The following is a 26,856-nucleotide window of genomic DNA, read 5'->3' as shown; positions in this document are numbered from 1 at the left end:
GATTTTTCCCCTCGATTACAGTGTTTCGTTTAGAACAAGCGCCAGCAGTGCTTGGCGAGCATACACGCCATTTTGAGCTTGCTGGAAGAAGTAAGCATGAGGCGTTTTATCAACATCAGTTGTGATTTCATCCACACGTGGTAGTGGGTGCAGTACTTTCAAGTTCTCACGTGCGCCTTCTAGTAGTGCCGCCGTTAGGATGTAAGCCGACTTAATATGTGCGTATTCCGATTCGTCAAAGCGTTCTTTCTGTACGCGTGTCATGTACAGAATATCCAGTTCAGGAATCACACTTTCCATGTCTGTGTGTAGGCTATATTGAATGCCAGCTTCGTCTAGTTCTTCGCAGATGTAATCTGGCATTGCCAGCGCATCTGGTGCAACAAAGAAGAAGCGGATGTTGTTAAACTTTGCTAAGGCTTGAGTCAGTGAGTGCACTGTGCGGCCATATTTTAGATCACCTACGAATGCGACGTTCAGGTTGTCTAGACGCCCTTGTGTTTCCGCGATGGTGTATAGGTCGAGTAGCGTTTGAGTTGGGTGTTGGTTTGCACCGTCGCCCGCGTTGATCACTGGCACGCCATTTGAAAATTCAGAGGCCAAGCGAGCGGCGCCTTCTTGTGGATGACGCATCACAAAGGCATCGACGTAAGAAGAGATGACTTGTACTGAATCTGCGAGTGTTTCGCCTTTTTTCGCCAGAGAGGTATTACCATCATTATCAAAGCCAATCACGTCACCACCAATGCGCTGAATCGCTGTTTCAAACGATAAACGTGTACGTGTTGATGGTTCAAAGAAACAACTTGCAACGACTTTGTTTTTAATCAGTTCTGGTCGAGGTGCTTTTTTAAGGCTACCTGCTGTTTCTACGATAAGTTCCAGTTCTTCGCGTGAAAGCTCTGGAATAGAGATGATGTGCTTCTGGTAAAGCGAGTTCGCCATGATCTTCTTCCCTATAACATTGATGACTACATCCAAATAACCGAAAGGAATTTTGGACATAAAAAAACCTCCCCAATGGGGAGGTTTTAAAATTCAATAGAATTAACGAAAATAACACCACGTAAGCGTAGTCGCTTAGCGAGAGCAAATCGCGTTTTTACGTCAGCAATCAGCGTGGTCATTTCTTAATCCTCAGACAAATTGCCGAGCATTATACGCTTAACTTTCGTGAGCGCAAGCGATTACATCATGGTTTTTATCGGCTGTTTTTGCGCACTGGTTTAGCTTCCTAGCGTCGCAACCATCACGGCTTTGATGGTATGCATACGGTTTTCAGCTTCGTCGAATACGATGGAGTATTCCGATTCAAATACCTCTTCTGTTACTTCAAGGCCTTTCATACCGTATTTTTCAGCGACTTCTTTGCCGACGGTGGTTTCATCATTGTGGAAAGCTGGAAGGCAGTGCATGAATTTCACATGTGGATTACCCATTTGCTCAATCACGTCCATATTGATTTGATAAGGTGTCATTAACGCTACACGTTCATCCCATGCCTCGGCAGACTCACCCATAGACACCCAAACGTCGGTGTATAGGAAGTCACAACCTTTCACACCTTCCTCAACGCTTTCTGTTAACGTGATTTTTGCACCGGTTTGTTGCGCGATAGTTTGACAAGTTGCCACGAGCTCTTCTTCAGGCCAGAACGCTTTTGGCGCGACAAGGCGAATATCCATGCCCATTTTCGCTGCGCCCACCATAAGTGAGTTACCCATGTTGTTGCGCGCATCACCTAGGTAAGCGAAGGTTATTTCATGCAGCTGTTTACCACGGCCGTGCTCTTGCATGGTCAGGAAGTCAGCAAGGATCTGGGTTGGGTGGAACTCATCCGTTAAACCATTCCACACTGGAACACCAGCATAAGTACCAAGCTCTTCAACAATGGATTGGCCAAAGCCTCGGTATTCAATCCCGTCGTACATACGACCAAGAACACGAGCTGTGTCTTTCATCGATTCCTTATGACCGATCTGCGAGCCAGAAGGGCCGATGTAAGAGACTTGAGCACCTTGGTCAAAGGCAGCGACTTCAAACGCACATCGGGTACGAGTCGAAGATTTCTCAAAGATTAGTGCGATGTTTTTACCTTGAAGTTTCTTCTGCTCTGTTCCTGCATATTTAGCTTTTTTCAGCTCTGCAGACAGTTCGAGCAAAAACTGGATTTCTTTGGTTGAGAAGTCCAATAGCTTCAAAAAGTTGCGGTTACGTAAATTGAAAGCCATAGCTCGTCCCTTAGTACATGTGATTAGATTAATAGAATTTATTAAAACATATAAATGCTTTTATTGTGAATAATTATTTTTAATTAAAGCTAAAAAAGGTTGATGTATTCACATCAACCTTAGTTTTGATTCACCTAATGTAAAGGGACGAGTAAGTTATATATCGTCTCGTTCTATTGGACAGCTCATACAGCGAGCGCCACCGCGACCACGACCAAGCTCGTTACCAGGTACTGTCAGTACTTTGATGCCAGCTTTATCGTATTTTTCGTTGGTGTATACGTTGCGTTCGTAACCAATTACTACGCCCGGTTTTACAGTTAGAACGTTATTGGCATCATTCCATTGTTCGCGTTCCGCTTCATAGCTGTCGCCACCAGTGGTGATGATTTTCAGCTGATCTAAGCCAAGAGCGGACTCAATCGCGTGCAGATAGTTATGTGAGGCTTCAACATGCATTTCACCGTTGCCTTTTGGTGTTAAGCGCCATGTGTCGAGATCTTTGCGCATGATCTCTGGGTAAACAGAGAAAGTATCTACATCCATATGGGTCATCACGGTGTCTAAATGCATACATGAGCGGTGTTTAGGCAGATCAATTGCAATCACCTCGGTAGCTTGGCCTGCTTTAAATAGGCTTGCTGCAAGGTTCTCTACACCTTGTGCAGTCGTACGCTCAGACATACCGATAAGAACTGCACCTTTACCAATAACCAACACATCACCGCCTTCGACATTCGCATTATCATAATGCAGATCATCGTCACCGAAGTATTTGATAAAATCTTGGCCAGCAAAAATTGGGTGCCAACGATAAATCGCACGTAGGTGGTTTGTTTCACGTTGGCGTGCAGGCATCATCATCGGGTTAAGAGAAACGCCGCCATAAACCCAACATGAGGTATCACGAGTAAAGAGGTGATTAGGCAGTGGCTCAATAACAAAGTCGAGAGGACGCTTCATTTTTGGCAGCATAGAAGATGAGGAGATCGGTAGCTCTGAGTATGCTAAGCCACCTAAAAAGATGCAGGCAAGATGTTCATCATCCATTTCTGAAAAGTATTGGCGTAGGTCTCGCGCAAATGTTGGCCCGTAGCGAAAGTCAGAAATCTGAGTGTTCAGCAGCCATTGTTTTGCTTCTGGAACAGCGAGGGTTTCGACCAGTAAATCGTGGAGGAGAAGCACTTCAACGTCTTGCTCGCGCAGCGTACGTGCGAATGCATCGTGCTCTTCACCTGCCGCTTCTACAGCAAGAACGTCATCAAATAGCAACTCATGACAGTTTGACGGAGTTAAGTGGGTTAGGGCGCGTTCAGGGCGATTTAATAGAACTCGTCGAAGTTGACCAACTTCTGATCCAACGTACAGCTTGCTCATTTTGTATCCTTACAAATTTTCCAGCCATTATTTATGACAAGCTTCCTAGAAAGATGCAAGTTATCAAGCTTTGTTTATATTCTGGTGTTTCTGGTTTTGTGAGTTTTTTATTTTTATTTTGATTCTTATGAAATTTATTATTAGATATAAATGCTATTTTACTAAAATTAGAGTGCGTGCGTTTTTATTCTAATTTTCCCGTTGAGAAAGAATACACGCACAGTGCATAAAACGTGCATTTTTATTCTAAATTATGCATTATTAAAGTGAATTTATTCGTTATGCTTCTTCGTTTTACACGTGAGTGTATTCAAGAAAGCATCATAAACACGCATAGAAAGAGAAAATAACCACATTAAGTGTCAATTAGGATGTTCTGAATATTAAAAAATGCCATTCTTTGTTAATTTTTTGTTTCTTTGTGTGGTCGGTTTAATATTTAGATTCAAATAACCGATAAGAATCGCAGTGGTATGATGTTTGTTTGTGGCTTTTCATCGCAATCCATGCCATATTTCACCGGATCAGCATACTCAGTATCGGGTATTGTGTTTCCATCAAGTAACTAATCTGGAGCCAAAACATGTCTCACGAAGATGAATATCTATCAGTAGAAGAATTAATTGAGATTCAAAAGGAAGAGACTCGCGATATCATTGCAGCATTGCTAGAAGATGGCAGCGATCCAGATTCGCTATACGAAATTGAGCACCACCTGTTTGCAGAAGATTTTGACACGCTAGAAAAAGCGGTAGTTGAAGCATTCAAGATGGGCTTTGAAGTTCTTGAAGCAGAAGAAACTGAAGATGAAGATGGTAACAAGTTGCTTTGCTGTGATGCGACTATGGAGTCCGCACTAGACGCAGAAGCGATTGATGCGCAAGTTGAAAAATTGATTTACTTGGCAGAAAAATACGACATCATCTATGACGGTTGGGGTACGTACTACGAAGGCGAAGATGCGCTTTACCCTGAAGAAGATGAAGACGACGAGTAATCAAAGCTCACTACTTTTGGAAAAACCAGCGTTTAACGCTGGTTTTTTTATACCTTGAAAAACTGACGAATGTGGAGGCGATAAATAATTCACATTGAGTTTATAGGGGATTTCTCCCTATAATGCGTGAAAATTGATCTAGCTCAAGGTGTATATGCAACTCTCACTCGCCGGTTTATGGCAAGTCTCTCCACTGACGGACCTTTCTATCCCACAGGATGACATTACTTTCCCTGCTCCTTTGAGTCAGGTATTGCCAGCTGAACTGACAGAAGAAGCAATTCGTCAGCAAGAGTGGCACCTGATGCATGACATTGAAGTGGACGAATCCATGATGGCATTCCCAGCGGTAGAAATGGTGTTGGGTGGTGTGGATTACCATGCAGAAGTGCGTTTGAACGGAGTAGCATTGTTCGACTGTGACGGTTCTCAAAATGTCTACAAGAAAGACATTCGTCCGTTCATGCAAATGGGGCGTAACCGCTTTGAAATCTTGTTCTTAGAGGAAGAAGAGGATCTTCTGTTTGATGAAGATAGACCTGAGCTGTGCTCTCTGTCCGATCATGAATATAAAAAAAGTGATGAGCGCTTAGGGGTATGGCAAGAACCGTATCTGCAGTTCATTCGCAATGTACGTTTAGACCGCGTGGCAACCGAGCAGATTTGGCACCACGGTGGTGGTTGCGAGTTTAAAGTAGACTTGTACTATCAAACTTTTGCGCCGGGTCTGGTCTCTGCATCGGTTAAGTTTAATGGTATGACTTACCATATTCCTATTGATGTCCGAGCGGAGCATGCGAGCGCTTTATTCCAGATAGAAGCGCCAAAGTATGCCGATCTTACTGATCCTGATCCAAGTGATCTCTACCAGTTGTCTGTTGAGTTGGATGGGCAGCACCAAAACTTCACTGTTGCCTTGAGCCAGGAGCTTTGTGTTACCCATGTTGTGCTTTAACGTCTAATAATATTATCTATTACAGCATCTTAAGCATTACGACTTCACATGCATCATGCCCTGTTTGTCCAAGCGGGGCATCGAGATGCTCAAAGCCTAGCTTTTCATACAAGCTTACCGCTTCTCTCAGACATTCAGTTGTCTCTAAATAGCACTGCTGATACCCAAATTGTTTCGCCAATTGTAAGCTCAATGCGACGATGCGTTTGGCTAAACCGTGTCCTCGTGTTTGAGGTAAGAAGTACATCTTTTGTAGTTCACACACATTTGGCTCGCCAGCTAAAGGGGCAAAGCCACCGCCACCAACGATCTCTCCGCGATGTTCAATGACCCAATAGGCGGCCCCGCATTGATTGTAAACCGAATACATATCATCAAGCGTTGGATCGGCCACACCATAACCTTTGTCTGCGGTTAAGCCGTATTCTGCAGAGACTTTACGAATCACATCTGCGACTTGCGGGTTGTCTGCTTTAGTAAGAGGTCGAAGAACGTATTCCTCAGACTGACACACTTTTGTTAGCCCTTTTAGGTAAGTCTCTAGACCAAGTTTGAGTTGCTCTTGCTCGCTGTCATCGAGTTGGGTAAGCAGTTGTTCAAAGAAGTGGTTTTGCTGTTGGTCCAGTTGTGATAACGCCTGCTGGCCTTGCTCTGTAATCGCTACGAGTTGACTACGTTTGTCTTTTGGGTTTTCGATGCTCTCGACCAAACCTAATTTAATCAAACCAGTAACGGTTCGGCTCGCGTTGGACTTGTCGACATTAAGCTGCTGTGCCAGCTGATTGATGGTCAATGGCTGCAATTGGATTTCACCCAATGCGTGCGCTTGCACTGGAGTGAGAGCGACATCGCCGCATTGTTTATCAAGTATACCAAGCAATCGGACGGCTTGACGGGAGTAGTGTCGAAGTTGACGAGCGTTCATTATCACTTACCTCTAAAAATAAAGTTGCGCACCGCAATTAAATTAATTGCGGTGCGCAACCTTGTCAATGGTAAATGTCATTTTTCTCGTTAGGAGACGTAGTGAGCCTCCATGTTTAAGCGTGGTGATGTAAACAAAACTGCGGTGCTGGAGCTTTTTCTGATGATTTACGCATCCATACTTTCTCGTGGAAGTAGTAAGCCACCGTGTTCAAACTCGGCTCTAGCATCGCCATTACGCCGCCGACGAATGCATCACCTGTTAGTAAGTAAACCACTGTAAAAGCGACGCTGAAGTGCACGGTCGCAAAGCTTGCGGTTTTTAATTTGGTCATCCACTGACGAGCTTTAAGTGCTGGGACTTTTGCCCATGCCTTTTCATGAAAGTAGAAGGCTACGGTGTTCACTGAAGGCTCAATCATGGCAATTAAACTACCAATTAGAATGTCGCCTGTGAGTACGTAAGCGACACTAAATGCGATAGTAAAATGCAGTGCTGCGAAAGTTAGTGTCTTTTTCATGATAATTACTCAATCGTGTTTGTTTCGATGAGTTTATTATCGATAATAATTCTCATTAATGCTAATGGGTAATGAGTATTGTTGTGATAGGGGGAAGCTATTGATGATGGTTTTGGTGAAATGTATACAAAAAAGGTTGGCCATGATGACCAACCTTTTGAACCAAAAGTGAGAAGTGTTAGTTCTTCTCTTTCACTGAGGCTTAAAGTGCAGCGATCGTTGTCTTCTGCTCTTCTAGCTTAGCTAGTGTCTCTTTGTAGCCTTCAAGCTTCTCACGCTCTTTAGCAACAACTGCTTCAGGTGCTTTCGCTACGAAGCCTTCGTTACCTAGTTTGCCTTCGATACGCTTGATTTCGCCGTGAGTCTTCTTGATTTCGCCATCTAGACGAGCAAGCTCAGCATCTTTGTCGATCAGACCTGCCATTGGGATCATCAACTCAGACTTACCAACCAGTGCTGTCGCACATGCAGGAGTTTTTTCGCCAGTTTCAAGCACGCGTACTGCTTCTAGCTTCGCTAGTGACATCAGTACTTGCTTGCTTGCTTCTAGACGAGAGGCATCTTCTGCATTTGCTGCTTTCAGCATAACGTCAAGCGGCTTACCAGGGTTGATGTCGTATTCAGCACGTAGGTTACGGATGCTGGTAATGAACGCTTTCACCCATTCAATGTCGTCTAGCGCTTCTTGGTTGAAGTTTGCTTCGTCGAATTGAGGCAGTGCTTGCAGCATGATTGTCTCGCCTTCTACACCTTCAACTAATGGCTTGATGCTTTGCCAGATAGTTTCAGTGATGTAAGGAATCACTGGGTGAGCTAGACGTAGAGTCTTCTCAAGTACCGTGATTAGTGTACGGCGAGTACCACGCTGTTGCGCTTCAGTACCTTTCCATAGAACGGGTTTAGTTAGCTCTAGGTACCAGTCACAGAATTGGTTCCAGATGAATTCGTAAAGCGTGTTCGCAGCCATATCTAGACGGAAGTTGTCGATATGGTTGTTGAACGCTTTCGCTGCAAGTTCAAACTGAGACTCGATCCATTTGTCTGCTAGTGAGTATTCAATCTCACCACCGTTGAAGCCACAATCTTGCTCTTCTGTGTTCATCATTACGTAACGGCTTGCGTTCCATAGTTTGTTACAGAAGTTACGGTAACCCTCAAGACGCTTCATATCCCAGTTGATATCACGACCTGTTGATGCCATTGCTGCAAGAGTGAAACGCAGTGCGTCTGTACCGTATGCTTCGATACCGTTTTCAAACGTCTTACGAGTGTTCTTCTCGATCTTCTTCGCTAGTTGAGGCTGCATCATGTTGCCACAACGCTTCTCTACGAGAGACTCTAGGTCGATACCATCGATCATGTCGATTGGGTCAAGTACGTTACCTTTCGACTTCGACATCTTGTCGCCGTTTTCGTCACGGATTAGACCAGTAACGTAAACCGCTTTAAATGGTACTTGTGGCTTGCCGTTTTCGTCTTTCACGAAGTGCATGGTCATCATGATCATGCGCGCAACCCAGAAGAAGATGATGTCGAAACCAGTTACTAGAACGTCTGAAGGGTGGAATACTTTCAGATCGTCAGTTTGCTCTGGCCAACCTTGAGTACCGAACGTCCATAGTGCAGAAGAGAACCACGTATCCAGTACGTCTTCGTCTTGGTGAAGTTCAATGACTGACTCTAGGTTGTTGTTCTTACGAACTTCTTCTTCAGTGCGACCTACGTAAACATTACCTTGGTTGTCGTACCAAGCTGGGATGCGGTGACCCCACCATAGCTGACGAGAGATACACCAGTCTTGAACGTCACGCATCCAAGAGAAGTACATGTTTTCGTACTGCTTAGGAACGAATTGGATGTCGCCGTTTTCTACTGCTTCAACTGCGGTTTTCGCTAGAGGCGCAGTACGTACGTACCATTGGTCAGTTAGCATTGGTTCGATAACCACGCCACCACGGTCGCCGTAAGGAACTTGTAGATCGTGATCTTTCACTTCTTCAAGTAGGCCTAGCTCGTCGAATTCAGCAACGATAGCTTTACGAGCGGCAAAACGCTCCATACCGTGGTATTTAGCTGGTAGCTCAGTGCTGTAAGCGTCGCTTGCTTCGCCGTTAGTGTTGAATACTTCTGCTGAGTCGCGGATGTTCGCGTCGAAAGTCAGAATGTTGATCATTGGTAGCTGGTGGCGCTTACCTACTTCGTAGTCGTTGAAGTCGTGCGCAGGTGTGATTTTCACACAGCCAGTACCTTTTTCCATATCTGCGTGCTCATCGCCCACGATTGGGATGCGACGATCAACGATAGGAAGGATGATTTCTTTACCGATAAGATCTTTGTAACGTGGATCTTCTGGGTTAACTGCAACACCTGTATCGCCTAGCACGGTCTCTGGACGAGTCGTTGCAACAACGATGTAGTCTTTGCCATCCGCTGTTTTTGCGCCATCTGCTAGTGGGTAGCGGAAGTGCCACATGTTGCCTTTAGTGTCTTTGTTCTCTACTTCTAGATCTGAAATCGCTGTGTGTAGCTTTGGATCCCAGTTAACTAGACGCTTACCGCGGTAGATTAGATCGTCTTCGTATAGACGTACGAACACTTCTTGAACGGCGTTAGATAGACCATCGTCCATCGTGAAGCGTTCACGATCCCAGTCTACAGATGCGCCAAGACGACGAAGCTGCTTAGTGATAGTGCCGCCAGATTCGCCTTTCCATTCCCAGATTTTGTCGATGAAAGCTTCACGACCGTAATCGTGTTTTGTTTTGCCTTCTTCTGCAGCGATCTTACGCTCAACAACCATCTGAGTTGCGATACCAGCGTGGTCAGTACCTACTTGCCAAAGGGTGTTTTTACCCTTCATACGTTCACAACGGATAAGCGTATCCATGATCGTATCTTGGAACGCGTGGCCCATGTGTAGGCTACCAGTGACGTTCGGTGGCGGGATCATGATGCTGTATGATTCTTTAGTAGTGTCACCGTGTGGCTTAAAGTAGCCTTTCTCTTCCCAAGTCTGATACAGAGCTTGTTCGATTGAAGTTGGGTTGTATGTCTTTTCCATAGCGCTCTTTTAATGGATACGTTGATGGTTGAATCTTAGTCAATCTTTATAAGTGAGGGATCTTAACAAGATCGCCTTAACTATAAGGATTGACCGTTAAGGATATTGAATTTCGATCGTTTGCAGCTGGTAACCTGCTTGACGGTAAATTTTATATCTTTCTCTTGCGAGTTGTTTAGCTTTTTCTTCGCAGGGCACGAAGTCTACCACTTGAGCAAACTTGTTCGCAAAGGTTGTCTCATTTTCCGCCAAATTAATTACCAGCTGACGGTTCCAATTAGGTTTTACACCTTCATGGCCGATTTCAATGTTGGTGGCGTATTTCGGTCCCTCGCCTACGAGGTTATGTGCCATGAACTTGTCTGCATCAACTTGCCAAAAGGCTTCAGCGAGCTGCTCGGCGTGTGGTTTGTCTTGGCAGTTTAAATACACTTTAGCGCCTTGGCGAGCAAAGTGCTGAGCCAAAAACACGATGTATTCTTCAAAGCCAGCCACCGTTGCTTGCGGGCTCTCTTCGTTAATGATGTAGAAGGTTGCAGTTTGCATCATTCTCTCACTTGCCTTGGGGCTCTTCCTAAGACCATCTTAAGTCCCACTTTCATTTTAGAAAATTAGGATAATAAAAAAGGGCCTTGCGGCCCTTTTAGATTCTGTTCAGAAATTACTCTTCTGTCTCTTGGCCGCTGCGGTTCAAAAGGAATTGGACAAGCATTGAGACAGGACGGCCCGTTGAGCCTTTCGCTGCGCCTGATTTCCACGCGGTACCTGCGATATCGACGTGTGCCCAGTTATACTTCTTCGCGAACTTAGATAAGAAGCAACCCGCAGTAATTGTGCCACCAGGGCGACCACCAATGTTTGCCATATCCGCAAACGGGCTCTTCAACTGTTCGTGGTACTCGTCTGCCATTGGTAGACGCCATGCACGGTCACTCGCTTGCTCAGAAGCGTTTACTAGCTCATGAGAAAGAGGGTTGTGGTTAGAGATTACGCCGCTGATATGGTGGCCTAGTGCGATAACACAAGCACCAGTTAGCGTTGCAACGTCAACCACGCAGTCTGGTTCGAAACGCTCTACGTAAGTCAGTGCGTCACAAAGAACAAGACGGCCTTCAGCATCCGTGTTCAGAACTTCTACAGTTTGACCAGACATGGTCGTTAGGATGTCACCTGGACGGTAAGCGTTGCTGCCAGGCATGTTTTCACAGCCCGCTAGAACACCAATAACGTTGATTGGTAGGTTTAGCTTCGCCAGCGCTTTCATTGTACCGAATACCGATGCCGCACCACACATGTCGTACTTCATCTCATCCATACCTTCACCCGGCTTTAGAGAGATACCGCCTGAGTCGAAGGTTAGACCTTTACCTACGAGCACAATCGGTTTTGCATCTGAGTCAGGGTTACCTTTGTACTCGATGATAGACATCATAGATTCGTTTTTAGAACCACGGCCTACTGCTAGGTAAGAGGTCATACCCAGCTTTTCCATCTCTTGCTCACCAATAATTTTGGTGGTTACGGTTTCGTAGTCGTCCGCTAGACGACGAGCTTGAGAAGCAAGGTAAGCTGGATTAGCTACGTTTGGCGGCATGTTGCCAAGGTCTTTTGAGGCTTTGACACCTGATGCGATAGCAAGACCATGAGTGATTGCTTTTTCACCCAAGTTCAATTCACGACGCGTTGGTACGTTGAAAACAAGCTTGCGCAGTGGGCGGCGAGTCTCAGGTTTCACGCTCTTGAATTGATTAAATGTGTATAGACCATCTTTAGTCGCTTCTACAGCCTGGCGCACTTTCCAGTATGTATCACGACCCTTAACATGCAGTTCAGTTAGGAAACATACCGCTTCCATTGAGCCTGTCTCGTTAAGTGTGCTGATCGTCTTTTGAATGATTTCCTTGTACTGGCGCTCGCCAAGTTCACGCTCTTTGCCGCAACCGACAAGTAAAACGCGCTCTGACAAAACACCTGGTACTTGATGCAGTAGCAGCATCTGACCAGGTTTACCCTCTAGATCACCACGGCGAAGTAGTGAACTGATGTAACCGTCACTGATTTTATCAAGTTGTTCGGCTACTGGAGAAAGGCGACGTGGTTCAAACACACCAACAACGATACATGCGCTACGTTGTTTCTCTGGACTGCCACTTTTTACACTGAACTCCATGCGTACTCCTACATCCTGAAGACAAATTGCTCTAAATGTTAGATAATGATCGCTTACTTGTTGAATTTTAGCTCCAGACTTAACATGCAGAGCTGATTAAGCGACTAACATCTAGTTTATAATTTTTAAAAAAATAAATGGTTCAACGGGAAACTATAGTGATTCGACCAAAAAAACAAGTTTTGTATAGGTAATTTCAGCGTGATTATTGTTAGATATTTGATCCGCGAAACACTCAAGAGCCAATTTGCGATTTTTTTCGTACTTTTTTTGGTGTTTGTAAGCCAGAAATTCATAAGTGTTCTTGCTGATGCTTCTGATGGGGATATTCCTGCTGGATTGATTTTCTCTATTGTTGGTTTGAACATGCCAGCAATGGGTCTGTTAATGCTGCCTTTAAGTCTGTATATCGGCATATTGATCACATTTGGTCGTCTGTATGCAGAGAGCGAAATTGTCGTAATGAACGCGACAGGTATTGGTAATAAATTCTTAGTTCAAGCGGCCTTATACCTAGCGTTGATTACTTCAGCGGTGGCGGCTTTCAATGCGTTGTGGCTATCGCCGTGGTCTCAAGACCGCGTTGAGCAGCTTTATGAGCAGGTAGCGTCAGAAAACAGCGTTGACCTACTTAAAAAAGGTCAGTTCCAAGGTACACCAGACGGTTCATCGGTTGTGTTCATCGATGACATTAAAGACAATACCTTGAGCAACGTTTTTGTTGCGCAGATGCGCCCTCGAGATTCAGTGTTACCGAGTGTGATGTTCTCATCTTCTGGTGAAGTAAAAGAGCTTTCGGACGGTCGTCAGATCATCACTATGAAAGAAGGTACGCGTTATGAAGGTGTGCCTACTCGCGTTGAATATATGATCACGAAATTCGATGAATACGAAGGTGTTATCGGCCAACGTGAGGTCAAAAAGAAAGGGCGAGACTGGGAAGCATACCCAACGGTTGACTTGATAGGTCACCCAGATCCAGAGGCGCAAGCGGAGCTACAATGGCGAATTTCGTTATTTGTGTGTATTCCACTCTTAACAATGCTCGTTATTCCTTTGTCTGCGGTGAATCCGCGTCAGGGACGGTTTGCCAAAATGGGGCCTGCGATTCTGATCTATCTAGCGTATTTCTTGGCGATCAGTGCAACCAAATCTGCATTAGAAGATGGTGACATCCCGGCTGCTATTGGTATGTGGCCAATCAATGCGATGTTGCTGATTGTTGCTATCATGGCGAATATGATGGACAGCGTTGCTGCTAGACGAATAAAAGACAAATTCCGCAAGAAGAGGCTCGCGTAAGCTGTGTTCAAAATCTTAGACCTTTACATCGGTAGAACCATCATCTCTACCACTGCCTTGGTTTTAGCGACGTTTGTTGGCTTATCGGGCATCATCAAATATGTAGAACAGCTACGTAAAGTAGGGCGAGGTGTGTACGACCTCACTCATGCGTTGTACTTTGTGTTACTCAGTGTGCCGCGTGATATCGAAATGTTCTTTCCAATGGCGGCATTACTCGGTGCCCTGATCGGCTTAGGTATGTTGGCTTCAAGCTCTGAGCTGGTGGTGATGCAAGCTGCTGGTTTCTCTAAGCTGGATATCGGGTTATCGGTACTAAAAACGGCCGTCCCGCTCATGATTGTCGTTATGGCGTTAGGTCAATGGGGCGCTCCTGAGGCCCAGAAGATGGCCCGTGACTTACGTGCGTTTGCGATATCAGGTGGTAGCATTGTGTCTGTGCGCTCAGGTGTGTGGGCTCGTGACGCAAACGACTTTATCTTTATAGGTAAAGTCGAAGACGACAAGCTTTATGCTTTAAATATGTGGCGTTTTGATGATGATAAGAATCTACAAAAAGTTATTTTCGCCGAAGAAGTCGACTACCAACAAGATAACAACTGGCTGATGCGCTACGTACAAATTACGGACATGGAAAATGAAAACGTAATTTCAAAGCAAGACATCGAACAGATGGAGTGGCACACCTCTTTGGCACCAGATAAGCTAGCTGTGGTGACCGTGAAGCCAGAAGAACTGTCGCTGAGCGGTTTGTATGATTATGTGACTTACCTGAAAGCATCGGAACAAGATGCATCTCGCTATGAGTTGGCGTTTTGGCGTAAGTTGACTCAGCCGCTTTCAATTGCTGTGATGATGTTAATGGCGCTATCTTTTGTTTTCGGTCCACTCAGAAGCGTGACCATGGGGGCAAGGGTATTGTCGGGCGTGGTTGCCGGGTTTACTTTTTACATATCCAGTGAGTTCTTTGGTCCATTAAGCTTGGTGTATGGCATATCCCCAGTGTTTGGTGCTTTGGCCCCGAGTTTGGTGTTCTTAGCTATTGCGATTGCACTACTACGAAGAAAGCTATAACTGAAGCATCATCGAATAAACCAAGTTTTACCGAACCAAATGTAAAGGAAGGCATTACGCCTTCCTTTTTTGTGTTCCTAGACAAGTTAGTTTGCCTTAGGTAATACAACAACCTCTGTTTTGGCCCAAATGTCGTGGAAACCACGTTTCTTCGGATCAATCGGTACAGTCAAATTTGCCAAGCCAAAGCCAGATGTCGAAATACGAATCAGAGCTTGAGTTACCGTAATTGGTGCTCCGTCTTTGGCATTGCGAACTCGAAGCTTCCAAGCGCGCATCCCAAGAGTTTGTCCTGCTCGCGTCCAGAAGAACACAAAGAAATATATCCACACACCCGCAAGATAAAGTGTAAATAGAGGGCTCAATACAGGGTGCTTTCCGAGCATATCTGCGGCATCAGCGTACTCGCCATAGCTCAACAATCCTGCTGCATTTAGTGCAAACACAACGGCCATAACAATACCTGCGGCCATCATTTCAATTGCGATAATAATCAATGTGTCGTAAATCAACGCTGCAAGTCGACGAAAGAGACCAGCAGGTGGAAGAGTTGTAGACGTTGTCATTATTCCATCACTTACCTTAAAAATTGTGCGTCAGAATATAGATTCCCTCACCAAGAGAAAAGAGACCTAACGCACAGAGTCTTTAATTGTGTATAAACGAAGAGACTTTTCTGCCCTACGTTATCAGCACATGTCATGATACACGAGGCCGTGCAGCAATATGTTTCAACTGAATTCGACTCTCTTAACCATTGGCTTTTTGGTCTGTGACCAGATTAGATAGCTGAGAGAGTTGGTGTTTCTCATCTTCGGTATAATGTTGGCTTAATGAAAGCTCTAAAGCTTTTTCTGACAGCTTGATTGCTGGTGACAAAAATAACTTAGGGTGCATACTAGAGAGAGCTAGCAAGGCCTTTTGTAGGCGAATCTGTATTTGGAGTTGCGCTGCACCATCGTGTGCTATCGGCAAAAAGACATCATCGAACAAATCCTGGCAGCTCAATGCGGGCACAAATAGTCTAGGATATCGAGTTTTGGTAGGAGGCTCACTGAGTAGGTCTCCCCATAATGAAAGTGCTCGTACAGAACGCCCAAGAACGTCAATTGCGGTGCCATTATCATTTACAGCCGGAGATAGTGCTCGTGAGGCGATTTCCGCCATAACGACTAAACCAAAGCGAGGGTCCTGATCATATGAACGCTCCGTTCGAATCGTGAAGGCTGCCGTTACTTCGCTTTCGTCTGGCAATTCTCCACAAACCCAAGCCAATGGTTGACCTACGTACACAAAACTTCCCGGTTGTCGCTCAAGATAGATGGTGCATTGGTTTGCTTCAGCAATACTATCGAGATGATGCATATCAACATGCTGTAAGTAGCCAATTTCTTGGCTCAAAATAGGTTTACTTCCTCTGGGTTTATGTTCTGGGTGGCTCCACGGGTGAGCACCTAGCCAACGCTCTTTGCCCCGTTTTCTTATCGCATCTAACAAGGCTTGCTCCACGTATGAAGTGGTTTCACTGACCCTTCCTAGTACGGAAAGGTGCTGAATCCAACGTAGCAGAGTGAGTATGATCATCACGATTACGGCGATAGTCACGATGAACAGATAAATTTGTGCTTGTTGATGATAGGCCCCAATACCTAGCGCGATAATTCCTACCAAACTAAATAGAAAAGAGCCAAGAAAGGTTGCTAAGGCATTTTGTGTTGTGCTGTCTTCCATCAACAGTTTTGTCGCTCGCGGCGTTACCCCTGCACTAGCGGCACTGTACGCTGAGACCATAATATTGAGAGAGAATGTAGTCACTGCAAGCATCGAGGTTGCGAGGATATTTAATATGTTGTTCAACAAATCCTTGCTGACGTTGATGGCAGGGGGCAGAGTAATGAACTGGTTTAAAACAATCGACATTAAGGCGGTAGCAACAGCTAGTAATGCGTAGAGTGACGTCCGGACCCACAGTTTTCGTGTCATCTGTTTCAGTAACCACTGCCATTTTGACCCAGTCATTCTTTGCTCCTATTCAGTTCTCACTAGAAAGTCGATAGAAAATTCAGAAAGTTATTCTTGCTTAAGCATAGGTTAAATGCCCGTCGTTCTGCTTGATATTTCATGCATCACGAAAGTAAGAAAGCTGCTTGCTTCAAAGAATGGTGCTCTTGAGGTGTGAATTACCACGATTCTGTTACCTTAATTGATAGATGAATTAAAAGTATGTGATTGAAAAGAGGTAGCGCATGATTGTAGTTACAGGTGCAAGTAGCGGTTTAGGGGCGGAACTAGCAAAGCGTTATGATGCGGAAGGCAAAGAGACGTACGTAATAGGAAGAAACACAGAAAAACTATCCGCACTAGCAAAACAACTCTCTCATAACGTCGGCTATCAAGCTTGCAACCTCTCATTACATCAAGGTGTGAAACAGCTCTTTGATGGGATGAAACAGCCGCCTGAAATGGTCATTCATAGTGCAGGAAGTGGTTATTTTGGCTTACTGGAAGAGCAGGAGCCGGAAGAGATTCAAAAGTTGATTGATAACAACCTGAATTCTGCGATTCATGTGTTAAGAGAGTTAGTAAAGCGTTACAAAGATCATCCAATAAAAGTGGTCATGATCATGTCCACAGCCGCGCAACAACCTAAAGCGCAAGAGTCTACGTATTGTGCAGTGAAATGGGCCGTCAAAGGATTAATTGAGTCGGTTCGTTTGGAGCTAAAAGGAAAACCTATGAAAATTATCGCGGTTTATCCTGGTGGAATGGATACGGAATTCTGGAAAACAAGCGGCAATACGATGGACACGAGTCACTTCATGCAAGCAGAAGATGCCGCAGAGATGCTCCATAATGCGTTGTCGAGCATTGGGAATGGTTATGTTTCTGATATTACAGTGAATAGAACTTAAAAAGAGTTTCGTATACTCATTTTCATCTGGAAGAGTAGTAGAAAATGGAGCGTACGTTTCTTATGAGTACAGCTTTGTCACACTTTGTGGCGAAATTATCAGCAAACGATAGTTATTTAAGGTATTTATGCTTGCGCAGGTCAAAAGCTTACGTATAATGCCAACCATCAAAGGGCAATAGCCCAAAGATGCCGGTGTGGTGAAATTGGTATACACGACGGATTCAAAATCCGTTGCCTTCGGGCGTGGCGGTTCAAGTCCGCCCACCGGTACCATATTAGAAAGGTCGCTTTTATAGCGGCCTTTCGTCGTTTTAGGTGCTCGTAAATATCAAAAGGAAGTTAGCGTTGCCTTCGCGGTGGCGGCAGGGATGCCAGTCCAATCAACTCCGTCCACCGGTACCATATTTTAAGACAGAGCCTCGATGAAAGTCGGGGCTTTGTTGTATCTGGATCTTCAAAACAAAAAAGCGCGAGGGGTATGCCTCGCGCAAACTACTACATGGTGATAGTAGGAACAGCCTATAGAGCTGTGAACAAGGTATTTTGAGTGTTCGGAGTCCAGTCTGCTTGGGACACGTGCGGTACATCAACTAGATAACGCAAACCTTGATAAGTCACCACATCGCCTTGTTTATAGGAAACATTTTGAGTCCAGTTAGTGGCTGGGTCCGCATTTGTCCAGAGGCTAGAGGTTGGAGACGGTGCCCAATCTTGTTGTGCAGCATGGTTTGTTACAGCCTGGTATACAGTACCTAGGTGTAAGACGTAATCGCCAGCGTCGTAGTTATGACCAACTTGCCAGTTCGGTGTGTAGTTATCCATTGTGTCGAAGTCATAACCCGCTTGTTTTGCTAACTGTATAAACTTAGCGAGCTTAGGTAGGTTTTGCGTTGCACCCATGCCACGCTTACCATCTTCAAATAGGAACTCGTGAGTTAATACGATAACTTTATCGGCGTGTAAAGGTGTACCACATGGGAACTCTTGAGCTTTGGAGTTGATCGGGTTAATCGTTGTTGGTGCACAAGTGTTTAACGCGGAATCCACATATCCAAGAAATGCTTCTGCTTCTGTAAGGCTGTTTGCTGGCATTTCAATGCCCCAATTTTCAGGTGCCCAGTCCACATCCCAACCATGAGTTTGATAGCCGTTATTCGCTAGGATATTTTGAACCTCGATAGCTGCTTTTACACTGTTGGATGGGTTGGATGTATTGCACACATATCCTGGTTCCCAAGGTTTCAGGTCATCAGACGTGGCACATAACCCATCTGCTTTGAAGTCTTTCGTCACTCGCCAACCGTTGGTGTAGGGCAGTCTAGCAAATTCTGTTGCCTTGTAGTTCGGGTAGCTTGTAATGTTCGGCAAATACTTTGCTAACACAGATAAGTTTTCCGTAAACATGGAGGCGTCGTAAACAGGGTCTTGATACGAGTTAAGCTGGTGGTCCCCGGTCGCATTACACTCCGCAGCACTGTTCGGTCCAAATTCATCCACGCAGTTGTGCACCATGTGATCGTAACTGTGGTTCGCAACAATATGACCAGTGTCTAATGCGAGCTTTAAGGCTTCTAGGGAACGGTCTTCATTCTCATCACCAATTCCATCTAAATGCCAAGCATTAAAGTAAAACGTCGCTTTGATATCTTCCTGGTTAAGTACTTGAATAACGTCAATAGATGCATTGATTGGTCCATCATCAAACGTTAGATAAATGGTGCCTTTAGAGCCGGTTTGAGCAAATGAGTGTTGTGATAGTGCGGCACTTACAAGCGTTGCAATAGCCAATTTATTAAATTTCATTCTCTATTCCTTTTAAGAAATTAATAACGACGTTGTCAGTAGTAAAATATTGATAATTTGAAACTTAATGTGATGTCTTAAAATATTTTATGACTTTTATCCTAGACCTAAATAATTACAAAAAAATAGGTGGTATTTTCTAAATTGGGATTGTGTTCACGAATGATGCAACCGGTTGCGCTTTTTTGTCTTGGTTATTTTTGCTACAGTTTTTATAGGTTGAAATTTACACAACGGGAGTAAGGCTATGAAAAAGATCCTTTTATGCTGTAGCGCAGGGATGTCCACCAGTATGCTTGTTAAGAAAATGGAGCAAGCTGCTGAAAATAAAGGAATTGAGTGCAAAATTGATGCAATGTCAGTGAATGCGTTTGAAGATGCAATTAAAGAGTACGATGTTTGTCTTCTCGGGCCTCAAGTACGTTTTCAGCTAGAAGAGCTAAGAAAAACGGCGCAAGAGCATGGTAAAAACATTGATGCTATTTCTCCTCAGCATTATGGAATGATGAAGGGAGAAGAAGTACTAGAGCAAGCATTAGAATTAATTAACTAAACCATAGTTTTAAATTAAAAAGATAACTGTACATCAAATATAAATATTTGATGCGGGATTCTTTTGCCTAAAATAAGGATGGACTCTATGAAGCTTTATGACGCAATTATAGGCGCAGTCGAAAAGCATATAGCCCCTATAGCAGCTAAAGTGGGGAATCAGCCCCATGTTCGCGCAATGAGAGACGGTTTTATTGTCGCAATGCCGTTTATTATTGTCGGTAGTTTCATTTTGATTTTTGCATTCCCCCCATTTGCCGAAGATACAACCTTTACTTTTGGTCGAATTTGGCTCGATTTCGCCACTACACATTTTGATACCATAATGATGCCCTACAACATGTCGATGGGGATCATGACCATTTTTGTTTCGCTGGGCGTTGCTTATAGTTTAGCTAAGGCTTACAAGATGGATGGGATCACGAGTGCTGTATTGTCACTAATGTCTTTTTTACTCATTGCGGCCCCAGCTAAAGATGGCGCGTTGTCTATGTCTCACATGGGCGGAACCGGGATCTTCACCGCAGTGATGTGTGCATTTTTCTCGGTGGAGCTCTACCGTTTTATGAAAAAGCACAATATTACGATTCGCATGCCAGAGCAGGTGCCACCGGCGATTGCGCGATCATTTGAAGTATTGCTACCAGTCTTAGCGATATTCATTACCTTATATCCACTTAGCCTTTTCGTACAAACCCAGTACGACATGCTGATTCCAGACGCTGTTATGGCTATCTTTAAACCGCTAATTAGTGCGTCTAACTCATTGCCTGCCATTATTGGCGCTTTATTGCTTTGCCAGCTGCTTTGGTTTGCGGGTATTCATGGTGCTGCAATTGTTGTTGGACTGCTTTCTCCAATCTTTTTGACCAACATTGGTGCCAACATTGAAGCCTTTGTTGCAGGTGAACCGATTCCAAACGTATTTACTCAACCGTTCTGGGATTTTTACATCTTTATTGGCGGCTCTGGTGCAACACTTGCTCTTGTTATGCTGATGTCGTTTAGCCGTTCTGTTCACCTTAAGAGCATTGGTCGAATGAGTGCGGTGCCTGGCTTTTTCCAAATCAACGAACCTGTGATCTTCGGTAGCCCAGTTGTGATGAACCCGACCTTGTTTATCCCGTTCGTCTTCGCTCCAGTCATCAACGCTACGATTGCGTATTTTGCTGTGCATGTCGGCTTTGTGGGTATGGGTGTCGCTACAACACCTTGGACAACACCGGCACTGATAGGTGCTTCGTGGGGTAGCGGTTGGACCTTTGCGCCAGTATTGCTCGTCATTGGTTTATTAATTCTTGATCTAATCATCTACTTCCCATTCTTCAAAATGTTTGAGAAGCAAATGTTGGAGCAAGAACTACCAACGACGAAGGAAACTAAAGGTGACACGCAGCCGTCAGGCGAAGGCGTTACTGCTTAACTGTACTTAATGGGCCGCAATTACCGCGGCCCGATTTTCGGAGAGAAAATGATGGAACAAGAATTGGTTGTAATGGAGATCATTTGCAATGCTGGTGAAGCCAGAAGTTTAAGCTACGAGGCATTGCGTTTATCTCGAGAACAAGATTTTGAAGCGGCTGATGAGAAGCTCTCTCAAGCAAGAGAGTGCATTAATAAAGCCCACTTAATACAGACTCAGCTTATTGAAGAAGATCAGGGAGAAGGGAAAGTCCCGATGACGTTAGTGATGGTGCATGCTCAAGATCACCTAATGACTACGATTTTGGCTCAAGAGATGGCTGTAGAAATCGTCGCACTGAACAAAAAAATCTCGAACAAATAAAGGGGGATGAAAATGTCTAGAGAGGCGATCAAACTTGCCATTATTGGCGGTGGTAGTAGCTATACCCCGGAATTGGTTGAAGGGGTTATTAAGCGCTTAGAATATTTACCCGTTAGGAAGATTCATTTTGTGGACATTGAGTCAGGAGCTGAGAAGCTTGAGATCATCAAAGGATTGGCTCAGCGAATGGTCGATAAAGCCGGAGCAAAAATTGAGATAAAAGCCAGTTTCGATCGCCGTGCTGCGATAAAAGATGCGGATTTTGTGATGACGCAGTTTCGTGTTGGTGGCCTTGCTGCTCGCGCTAATGATGAGCGAATCCCAATCAAGTACGACGTCATCGGCCAAGAAACAACGGGCCCTGGTGGTTTTGCTAAAGCACTGCGAACCATTCCGGTCATTCTTGATATCTGTAAAGACATTGAAGAGTTGGCTCCAAACGCATGGATGCTCAATTTCACCAACCCAGCGGGTTTAGTTTCCGAAGCGGTCAGTAAGTACACCAAAGTAAAAAGTATTGGTTTATGCAATGTGCCCGTTTCAATGGAAATGATGACTGCAGAAATGATGGAGTGCGAGCCAAAAGAGCTACAACTTGAGTTTGCTGGGTTAAACCATCTCGTGTGGGTACACAAAGCATGGCTCAATGGGGAAGATATTACTCAAACGGTATTAGAGAAAGTTGGTGATGGTGCCAACTTCAGTATGAAGAATATCTGGGAAGAGCCGTGGGATCCGGCATTTCTAAAAGCACTGGGGGCGATACCATGTCCTTATCATCGTTACTTCTACCAAACTGATGCCATGCTTGCTGAAGAGAAACAAAGTGCCGATGAAAAAGGCACTCGTGCTGAGCAGGTAATGGAAACAGAAAATGCGCTATTTAAGCTCTATCAAGATCCTACCCTCGATCATAAGCCGAAAGAGTTAGAGGAGCGGGGTGGTGCTTATTATTCTGATGCATCACTGAACCTAGTTGATTCAATTTATAACAATCGTAATAGTATTCATGTTGTTAACGTTTTAAATAATGGAGCGATCAACGGCCTACCTGACGATGCTGTGATTGAATGTAGTGCCGTGATTGGTAGCTGGGGGGCGAAACCTCTTGCGGTTGGCGAGTTGTCAAACAATATCAAAGGATTACTCCATCAAGTTAAAGCGTATGAGCAGCTAACAATAGAAGCTGCTGTCGAAGGTAATTATGACAAGGCGCTTATGGCATTAACCAATAACCCATTGGTGCCTGACATTGGCCGCGCCAAGTCAATCCTGGATGATATCCTAGCGGTGAACGCTCCGTATTTACCTCAATTTAAACTAACGACGTTGTAAGACTAAGGAAGGGCGCCGATGAAAGTCATTTTTAATGCTGATGATTTTGGTTTAACGAGAGGTGTAAATAGCGGCATCGTTAAAGCTCATCAGCAAGGTGTGGTTCATTCAACCACCATGATGGTGGGTATGGATGCTGAGCAACATGCCTTAGAACTAGCTCGCCATAATCCAGACTTGAAAATTGGCGTTCATCTTAGGTTTACAGCAGGTGTGCCTATAACGAAGCATCCTAACTTGACCAACGGCCGAGCGCACTTTATCAACTATGACGAACTTTGGAGTAAGCAGGACTTCGAAACTCAGGTCATTTATGATGAAGCAAAAGCTCAGGTGGAACATTTTTTATCGCTTGGGTTAGAGCTAAGCCACTTAGATAGCCATCATCACGCGCATACTCACCCTCAAATTTTGCCCGTTATTAAAGAAGTAGCGAATGAATACAGAGTGCCACTGCGGGGCACTGGCTTGTGTCAAGAATCGATGACAATCAGATATATCTTTACTGATGAGTTTTATGATCAAAAAGTGAGCTTGGATGGCTTAATGGCACATCTATTGAGCTTAAAAGCTGACTATGACTTGGTTGAGGTGATGTGCCACCCGGCAGAGGCCGATCAGGCGCTTATCTTAAAGAGTGGCTATGCGCTTCAGCGAGAGCTAGAGTTACAAGTTCTTACCTCTCCCATTTTAAAAGAACAGTTAGCTCATCATGGTATAACTGTCACGGATTACTCTGAGCTTGTTTCTACCAATCAAACGGTCGGTGTATGATTAAAGGCTGCCAGCTTCGCCCCCTATAGCACCTTACGAATTGCTGGCAGCCGTTCTACACAAACGAATATTTAATAACAATTGCAGTTGGACCCAATAGCATTATGGCAAGGATTAAAGATGTAGCCGAACTCGCCGGTGTAAATCGCTCTACCGTTTCTCGAATTATTAATGGAGAGGGGAAATTTCGCGAGGAAACTCGAAAAAAAGTAGAGCAAGCTATGGCGCAATTGAATTATCGTCCCAGTGCAATTGCTCGTTCACTCGCAACCTCATCCAGTAATATGGTTGGGTTATTGGTGACTTACTATACGGGGGGCTTCTTTGGCGAGATGATGGAGCAGGTTCAAACCGAGCTAGATATTCATAAGAAGTTTTTGATTACAGCTCAAGGCCATCATTCTGCACAAGGTGAAAAAGAGGCAATTCAGCGTTTTAATGATTTACGTTGTGACGGCTATGTACTTCATAGTCGTTATTTGTCAGATGATGACTTACGTGAATTAGCTAAACAGCCAACACCTTTCGTTCTCCTGGATCGCTACGTGGAAGGAATAGAAGAGCGTTGTGTTATCTTTAACCATCATCATGCAAGCCGTATTGCCGTTGAGCACCTTTTAGCTGGTGGTCATCGAAAGATTGCTTGTATTGCCGGTCCATCCCAACGTCATAACAGTGTATTGAGAAAGCTTGGGTATATTGATGCAATGAAGGATGCTGGTATAGATATTGATGAAAGCTGGTGTGAAGAAGGGAATTATGGCCGGCAAAGTGGTTATGATGCAATGGCTGCAATTTTACAACGACACCCTGATGTGACGGCTGTCTTTTCGTGCAGTGAAGAAATGACGGTTGGCGCAATGCAGTACTTACACGAGCACAGTATTTCTGTACCAGAGCAAATCTCATTAACTAGCTTTGACAGTGTTGATCTTTGTGAAAGTCTTTACCCTACAGTATCAGCAGTGCACTTTCCTATCAGTGACATGGCCCGTGTAGCGGTACAAACGTTAATGGGACTAGTCAAAGGTCAAGAAGTAATAGACAAGCCTGTGTTCGAGGCCAAGCTTAAAATACGCAAAGCAGATCGCTCCTTAAAGTAGCTTACTTCTATCTAATCAAGTGAGTCGCTTAGAAATAACGGTTTGATGTTTTGATAGTTACTGATGAATTTATTCACAAAATTTACTAGTATTCTAACTCTCTTAAGAAATATAAATCAGTAGTGAATAAGTGGCAGCCATTAAACTAACGGTCGATCGTATTCAACCCGGATTACATATCCGTCTTCCGCTAAAGTGGAACGATCACCCCTTTCTACTCAATAGCTTTAAGATTAAAGACCAAGAGCAAGTCGAGATGATCCGCCACCTCGGCGTAAAGTTCGTTTACTTTAATCCAGAGCAAAGCGATGCCGTTCCACTCCCTGTTGATCAAAGACAAGCTGACAGAGTAACAAATGAAGCGTCGTTAGATCATGAAACTCAAAAAATGTGGCAAGAAAAACAAAACCGCATAGAAAAGTTAAGTGCATACCGTCGACGCGTGATTCAGTGTGAAAAAGAGTTTGAGCGCTCTCTGGCACGTATGCGTTCAGTCATGACTAAAATCCGTAACCGTCCGACAGCAGCAGTTGATGAAGCAAAGCTTCTTATTGAAGATATCGTCGAGAAGTTAATGTGCGATGATAATGTTACGTTACATCTGATGAACGGAAAAAATGAGTTTGAAGATATTTATTTCCACTCATTGAACGTGGCTGTTATCTCGATGATGATTGGCCGTGCTAAAGGGTACTCAGCAGCACAGTTGAAAGAGCTTTCCTTCTCCGCACTATTCCATGATATCGGGAAAATAAAAATCCCGACTGCAATATTAAGAAAGCAACTACCTCTAACAGAGCCAGAAACCAACTACTTAAAGTTGCACACTAAATATGGCGTCGATCTTGCGAGTCAAATCGAGGCTTTTCCCGAAGTCGCGAGAATTGTGATCGCGCAGCACCATGAGCTAAGAGATGGGTCTGGTTATCCTAAAGGCCTGAAAGGAGATGAGATCAACGAGTTTGCTCAAATTATTGCTGTAGCCAATGCGTTTGATAACTTGTGTCATACACCGATAGTCTCAGATCAAAAGATTCCTTATACCGCACTCTCTCATTTATATAAGAACTGTAAACACCTATATAAAGAAGAGAACCTGAACATCCTAATTAAGTTTATGGGCGTGTTTCCTCCGGGTACCGTAGTTCAGCTTTCTAATAATATGGTCGGCCTGGTTATCTCAGTGAATGCATCGCATTTATTATTCCCGAATGTCTTGGTTTACGATCCATCAGTACCAAGGACGCAAGCGCCAATCATTGATCTTGCCTCAAAAGATATAAAGATAGTTAACGCGATTCATCCGTCAAAATTACCGGATAAAGTAAAAGAGTATCTAAATCCGCGTTCGCGTATTTCTTATTTCTTTGATAGTGATGAGTAGTTATCCACAGCTTTTTGTGGGTAAATTGTATAAATCCTGAGTGTTATTTCTGGGTAATTTTAGGGTTGGATGGAAAGTATCCATTTGGCATGTTTTTTTAGAAAAAATGCATTTTTAGTATTGCCAAAGAAAATCTTCTCCCTATAATGCGCATCCATCGACACGGCAGACGCCACAAGGCTTTAGCAGGGTCGAAGAGGTAAAAAGCTTCTACAAAAAATTAGTTTAAAAAAGTGTTTGACACTAACAACTAAATCGCTAGAATGCACCTCCGCTTTGAGAGAAAAACTTCTCGCAAAGCAAGCTCTTTAACAATATAGACCTATCAATCTGTGTGGGCACTCGTTGATGATAATCCAATTCGATACTTCGGTATCAAATTAGGTTTCAATGAAACGAAGTGACCATTTGAATTGGGAAGCAGCCTTGAGCTGTTTTGTTTTACTTTTTCAAAAGTAAAAACCAATAAGAGCACAGTCAATTCAAACATTACTTCTGCTATTTATTAGCGAAAGGAATGTTCAGTATTCATTGAGCCGACAAAATCTTAAATTGAAGAGTTTGATCATGGCTCAGATTGAACGCTGGCGGCA

Annotated in this window: 24 protein-coding genes and 1 tRNA gene; 13 read left to right on the top strand and 12 right to left on the bottom strand. The window is 44.2% G+C overall.

Annotated elements, in window-relative coordinates; translation table 11 throughout:
* Positions 1–15 precede the first annotated feature (15 nt).
* From pyrB to arcA, 4 genes are all read right to left on the bottom strand, one after another.
* Positions 16–945 (bottom strand): aspartate carbamoyltransferase, encoded by a 930-nt coding sequence (gene pyrB / locus R7E29_RS03330; protein WP_005381085.1) that lies wholly within the window; start codon positions 943–945, stop codon positions 16–18.
* An 86-nt stretch (positions 946–1,031) separates the two neighbouring features.
* A complete protein-coding gene (locus R7E29_RS03325; protein WP_005381084.1) occupies positions 1,032–1,127 on the bottom strand; it encodes a hypothetical protein in 96 nt (31 codons plus the stop codon).
* 99 nt (positions 1,128–1,226) lie between these two features.
* Positions 1,227–2,231 (bottom strand): ornithine carbamoyltransferase, encoded by a 1,005-nt coding sequence (locus R7E29_RS03320; RefSeq protein WP_318082401.1) that lies wholly within the window; start codon positions 2,229–2,231, stop codon positions 1,227–1,229.
* Positions 2,232–2,387: 156 nt separating this feature from the next.
* A complete protein-coding gene (arcA, locus tag R7E29_RS03315) occupies positions 2,388–3,608 on the bottom strand; it encodes an arginine deiminase (protein WP_005381082.1) in 1,221 nt (406 codons plus the stop codon).
* A gap of 583 nt (positions 3,609–4,191) precedes the next feature.
* Between arcA and rraB the strand changes: the two genes are divergently transcribed.
* A complete protein-coding gene (gene rraB / locus R7E29_RS03310) occupies positions 4,192–4,605 on the top strand; it encodes a ribonuclease E inhibitor RraB (RefSeq protein ID WP_054577136.1) in 414 nt (137 codons plus the stop codon).
* Between the two features lie 154 nt (positions 4,606–4,759).
* On the top strand, positions 4,760–5,560 hold the full coding sequence (locus tag R7E29_RS03305) for a glycosyl hydrolase 2 galactose-binding domain-containing protein (protein WP_054577135.1): 801 nt from the start codon (positions 4,760–4,762) through the stop codon (positions 5,558–5,560).
* Positions 5,561–5,579: 19 nt separating this feature from the next.
* Here the strand turns inward: R7E29_RS03305 and R7E29_RS03300 are convergent, their stop codons facing one another.
* The 5 genes from R7E29_RS03300 to pepA all read right to left on the bottom strand — a co-directional run bounded on the left by R7E29_RS03300 (position 5,580) and on the right by pepA (position 12,236).
* Positions 5,580–6,485 carry a bifunctional helix-turn-helix transcriptional regulator/GNAT family N-acetyltransferase gene (locus tag R7E29_RS03300; protein ID WP_213886860.1) on the bottom strand — a complete coding sequence of 302 codons (906 nt, stop codon included), beginning with the start codon at positions 6,483–6,485 and terminating at the stop codon, positions 5,580–5,582.
* Between the two features lie 115 nt (positions 6,486–6,600).
* On the bottom strand, positions 6,601–7,005 hold the full coding sequence (locus tag R7E29_RS03295; RefSeq protein WP_005381078.1) for a DUF2061 domain-containing protein: 405 nt from the start codon (positions 7,003–7,005) through the stop codon (positions 6,601–6,603).
* 202 nt (positions 7,006–7,207) lie between these two features.
* Positions 7,208–10,066 carry a valine--tRNA ligase gene (locus R7E29_RS03290; RefSeq protein WP_054577134.1) on the bottom strand — a complete coding sequence of 953 codons (2,859 nt, stop codon included), beginning with the start codon at positions 10,064–10,066 and terminating at the stop codon, positions 7,208–7,210.
* A 96-nt stretch (positions 10,067–10,162) separates the two neighbouring features.
* Entirely contained in the window at positions 10,163–10,612 is a 450-nt protein-coding gene (locus R7E29_RS03285; protein WP_031777270.1) for a DNA polymerase III subunit chi, read from the bottom strand.
* Positions 10,613–10,727: 115 nt separating this feature from the next.
* Positions 10,728–12,236, bottom strand: coding sequence for a leucyl aminopeptidase (pepA, locus tag R7E29_RS03280; protein ID WP_005381073.1), 1,509 nt, complete (start codon positions 12,234–12,236; stop codon positions 10,728–10,730).
* 201 nt (positions 12,237–12,437) lie between these two features.
* Between pepA and lptF the strand changes: the two genes are divergently transcribed.
* Both lptF and lptG read left to right on the top strand, forming a co-directional pair.
* Positions 12,438–13,538: an LPS export ABC transporter permease LptF gene (gene lptF, locus R7E29_RS03275; RefSeq protein WP_005381072.1), complete on the top strand. Its 1,101-nt coding sequence runs from the start codon at positions 12,438–12,440 to the stop codon at positions 13,536–13,538.
* A gap of 3 nt (positions 13,539–13,541) precedes the next feature.
* Positions 13,542–14,612, top strand: coding sequence for an LPS export ABC transporter permease LptG (gene lptG, locus R7E29_RS03270; RefSeq protein WP_005381071.1), 1,071 nt, complete (start codon positions 13,542–13,544; stop codon positions 14,610–14,612).
* Between the two features lie 86 nt (positions 14,613–14,698).
* Here lptG and R7E29_RS03265 read toward each other — a convergent pair whose 3' ends face one another.
* Entirely contained in the window at positions 14,699–15,178 is a 480-nt protein-coding gene (locus tag R7E29_RS03265; protein ID WP_005381070.1) for an RDD family protein, read from the bottom strand.
* A gap of 184 nt (positions 15,179–15,362) precedes the next feature.
* Positions 15,363–16,631 carry a DUF2254 domain-containing protein gene (locus R7E29_RS03260; RefSeq protein WP_005385537.1) on the bottom strand — a complete coding sequence of 423 codons (1,269 nt, stop codon included), beginning with the start codon at positions 16,629–16,631 and terminating at the stop codon, positions 15,363–15,365.
* Between the two features lie 227 nt (positions 16,632–16,858).
* Here R7E29_RS03260 and R7E29_RS03255 point away from each other — a divergent pair, with 227 nt between their 5' ends.
* Both R7E29_RS03255 and R7E29_RS03250 read left to right on the top strand, forming a co-directional pair.
* Entirely contained in the window at positions 16,859–17,524 is a 666-nt protein-coding gene (locus R7E29_RS03255) for an SDR family NAD(P)-dependent oxidoreductase (RefSeq protein ID WP_054577133.1), read from the top strand.
* A gap of 190 nt (positions 17,525–17,714) precedes the next feature.
* Positions 17,715–17,799, top strand: a tRNA-Leu gene (locus R7E29_RS03250).
* Positions 17,800–18,045: 246 nt separating this feature from the next.
* Here the strand turns inward: R7E29_RS03250 and R7E29_RS03245 are convergent.
* The gene (locus R7E29_RS03245) at positions 18,046–19,329 is read right to left on the bottom strand and encodes a carbohydrate-binding protein (RefSeq protein ID WP_054577132.1); all 1,284 of its coding nucleotides are present in this window, start codon (positions 19,327–19,329) and stop codon (positions 18,046–18,048) included.
* Between the two features lie 247 nt (positions 19,330–19,576).
* On the opposite strand from R7E29_RS03245, the gene R7E29_RS03240 reads away from it, so the two are divergent.
* The 7 genes from R7E29_RS03240 (at position 19,577) to R7E29_RS03210 (ending at position 26,263) form a co-directional block, all read left to right on the top strand.
* The gene (locus R7E29_RS03240) at positions 19,577–19,882 is read left to right on the top strand and encodes a PTS sugar transporter subunit IIB (RefSeq protein ID WP_025767645.1); all 306 of its coding nucleotides are present in this window, start codon (positions 19,577–19,579) and stop codon (positions 19,880–19,882) included.
* Between the two features lie 87 nt (positions 19,883–19,969).
* Complete coding sequence (locus tag R7E29_RS03235) at positions 19,970–21,304, top strand: PTS sugar transporter subunit IIC (protein WP_005381064.1); 1,335 nt, start codon at positions 19,970–19,972, stop codon at positions 21,302–21,304.
* A 51-nt stretch (positions 21,305–21,355) separates the two neighbouring features.
* A complete protein-coding gene (locus R7E29_RS03230; RefSeq protein ID WP_031777269.1) occupies positions 21,356–21,667 on the top strand; it encodes a PTS lactose/cellobiose transporter subunit IIA in 312 nt (103 codons plus the stop codon).
* 12 nt (positions 21,668–21,679) lie between these two features.
* A complete protein-coding gene (locus tag R7E29_RS03225) occupies positions 21,680–23,002 on the top strand; it encodes a 6-phospho-beta-glucosidase (protein WP_213906775.1) in 1,323 nt (440 codons plus the stop codon).
* 18 nt (positions 23,003–23,020) lie between these two features.
* Positions 23,021–23,776 carry a chitin disaccharide deacetylase gene (chbG, locus tag R7E29_RS03220; protein ID WP_054577130.1) on the top strand — a complete coding sequence of 252 codons (756 nt, stop codon included), beginning with the start codon at positions 23,021–23,023 and terminating at the stop codon, positions 23,774–23,776.
* Positions 23,777–23,880: 104 nt separating this feature from the next.
* Positions 23,881–24,879: a LacI family DNA-binding transcriptional regulator gene (locus R7E29_RS03215; RefSeq protein WP_017636173.1), complete on the top strand. Its 999-nt coding sequence runs from the start codon at positions 23,881–23,883 to the stop codon at positions 24,877–24,879.
* Positions 24,880–25,009: 130 nt separating this feature from the next.
* On the top strand, positions 25,010–26,263 hold the full coding sequence (locus tag R7E29_RS03210) for an HD-GYP domain-containing protein (RefSeq protein ID WP_005381029.1): 1,254 nt from the start codon (positions 25,010–25,012) through the stop codon (positions 26,261–26,263).
* Positions 26,264–26,856: the final 593 nt, after the last annotated feature.

Origin of the sequence: Vibrio sp. Vb1729 (genome assembly GCF_033338655.1) — a bacterium.
GTDB lineage: Bacteria > Pseudomonadota > Gammaproteobacteria > Enterobacterales > Vibrionaceae > Vibrio > Vibrio alginolyticus.
This window is presented reverse-complemented; position numbering and strand designations above follow the sequence as displayed.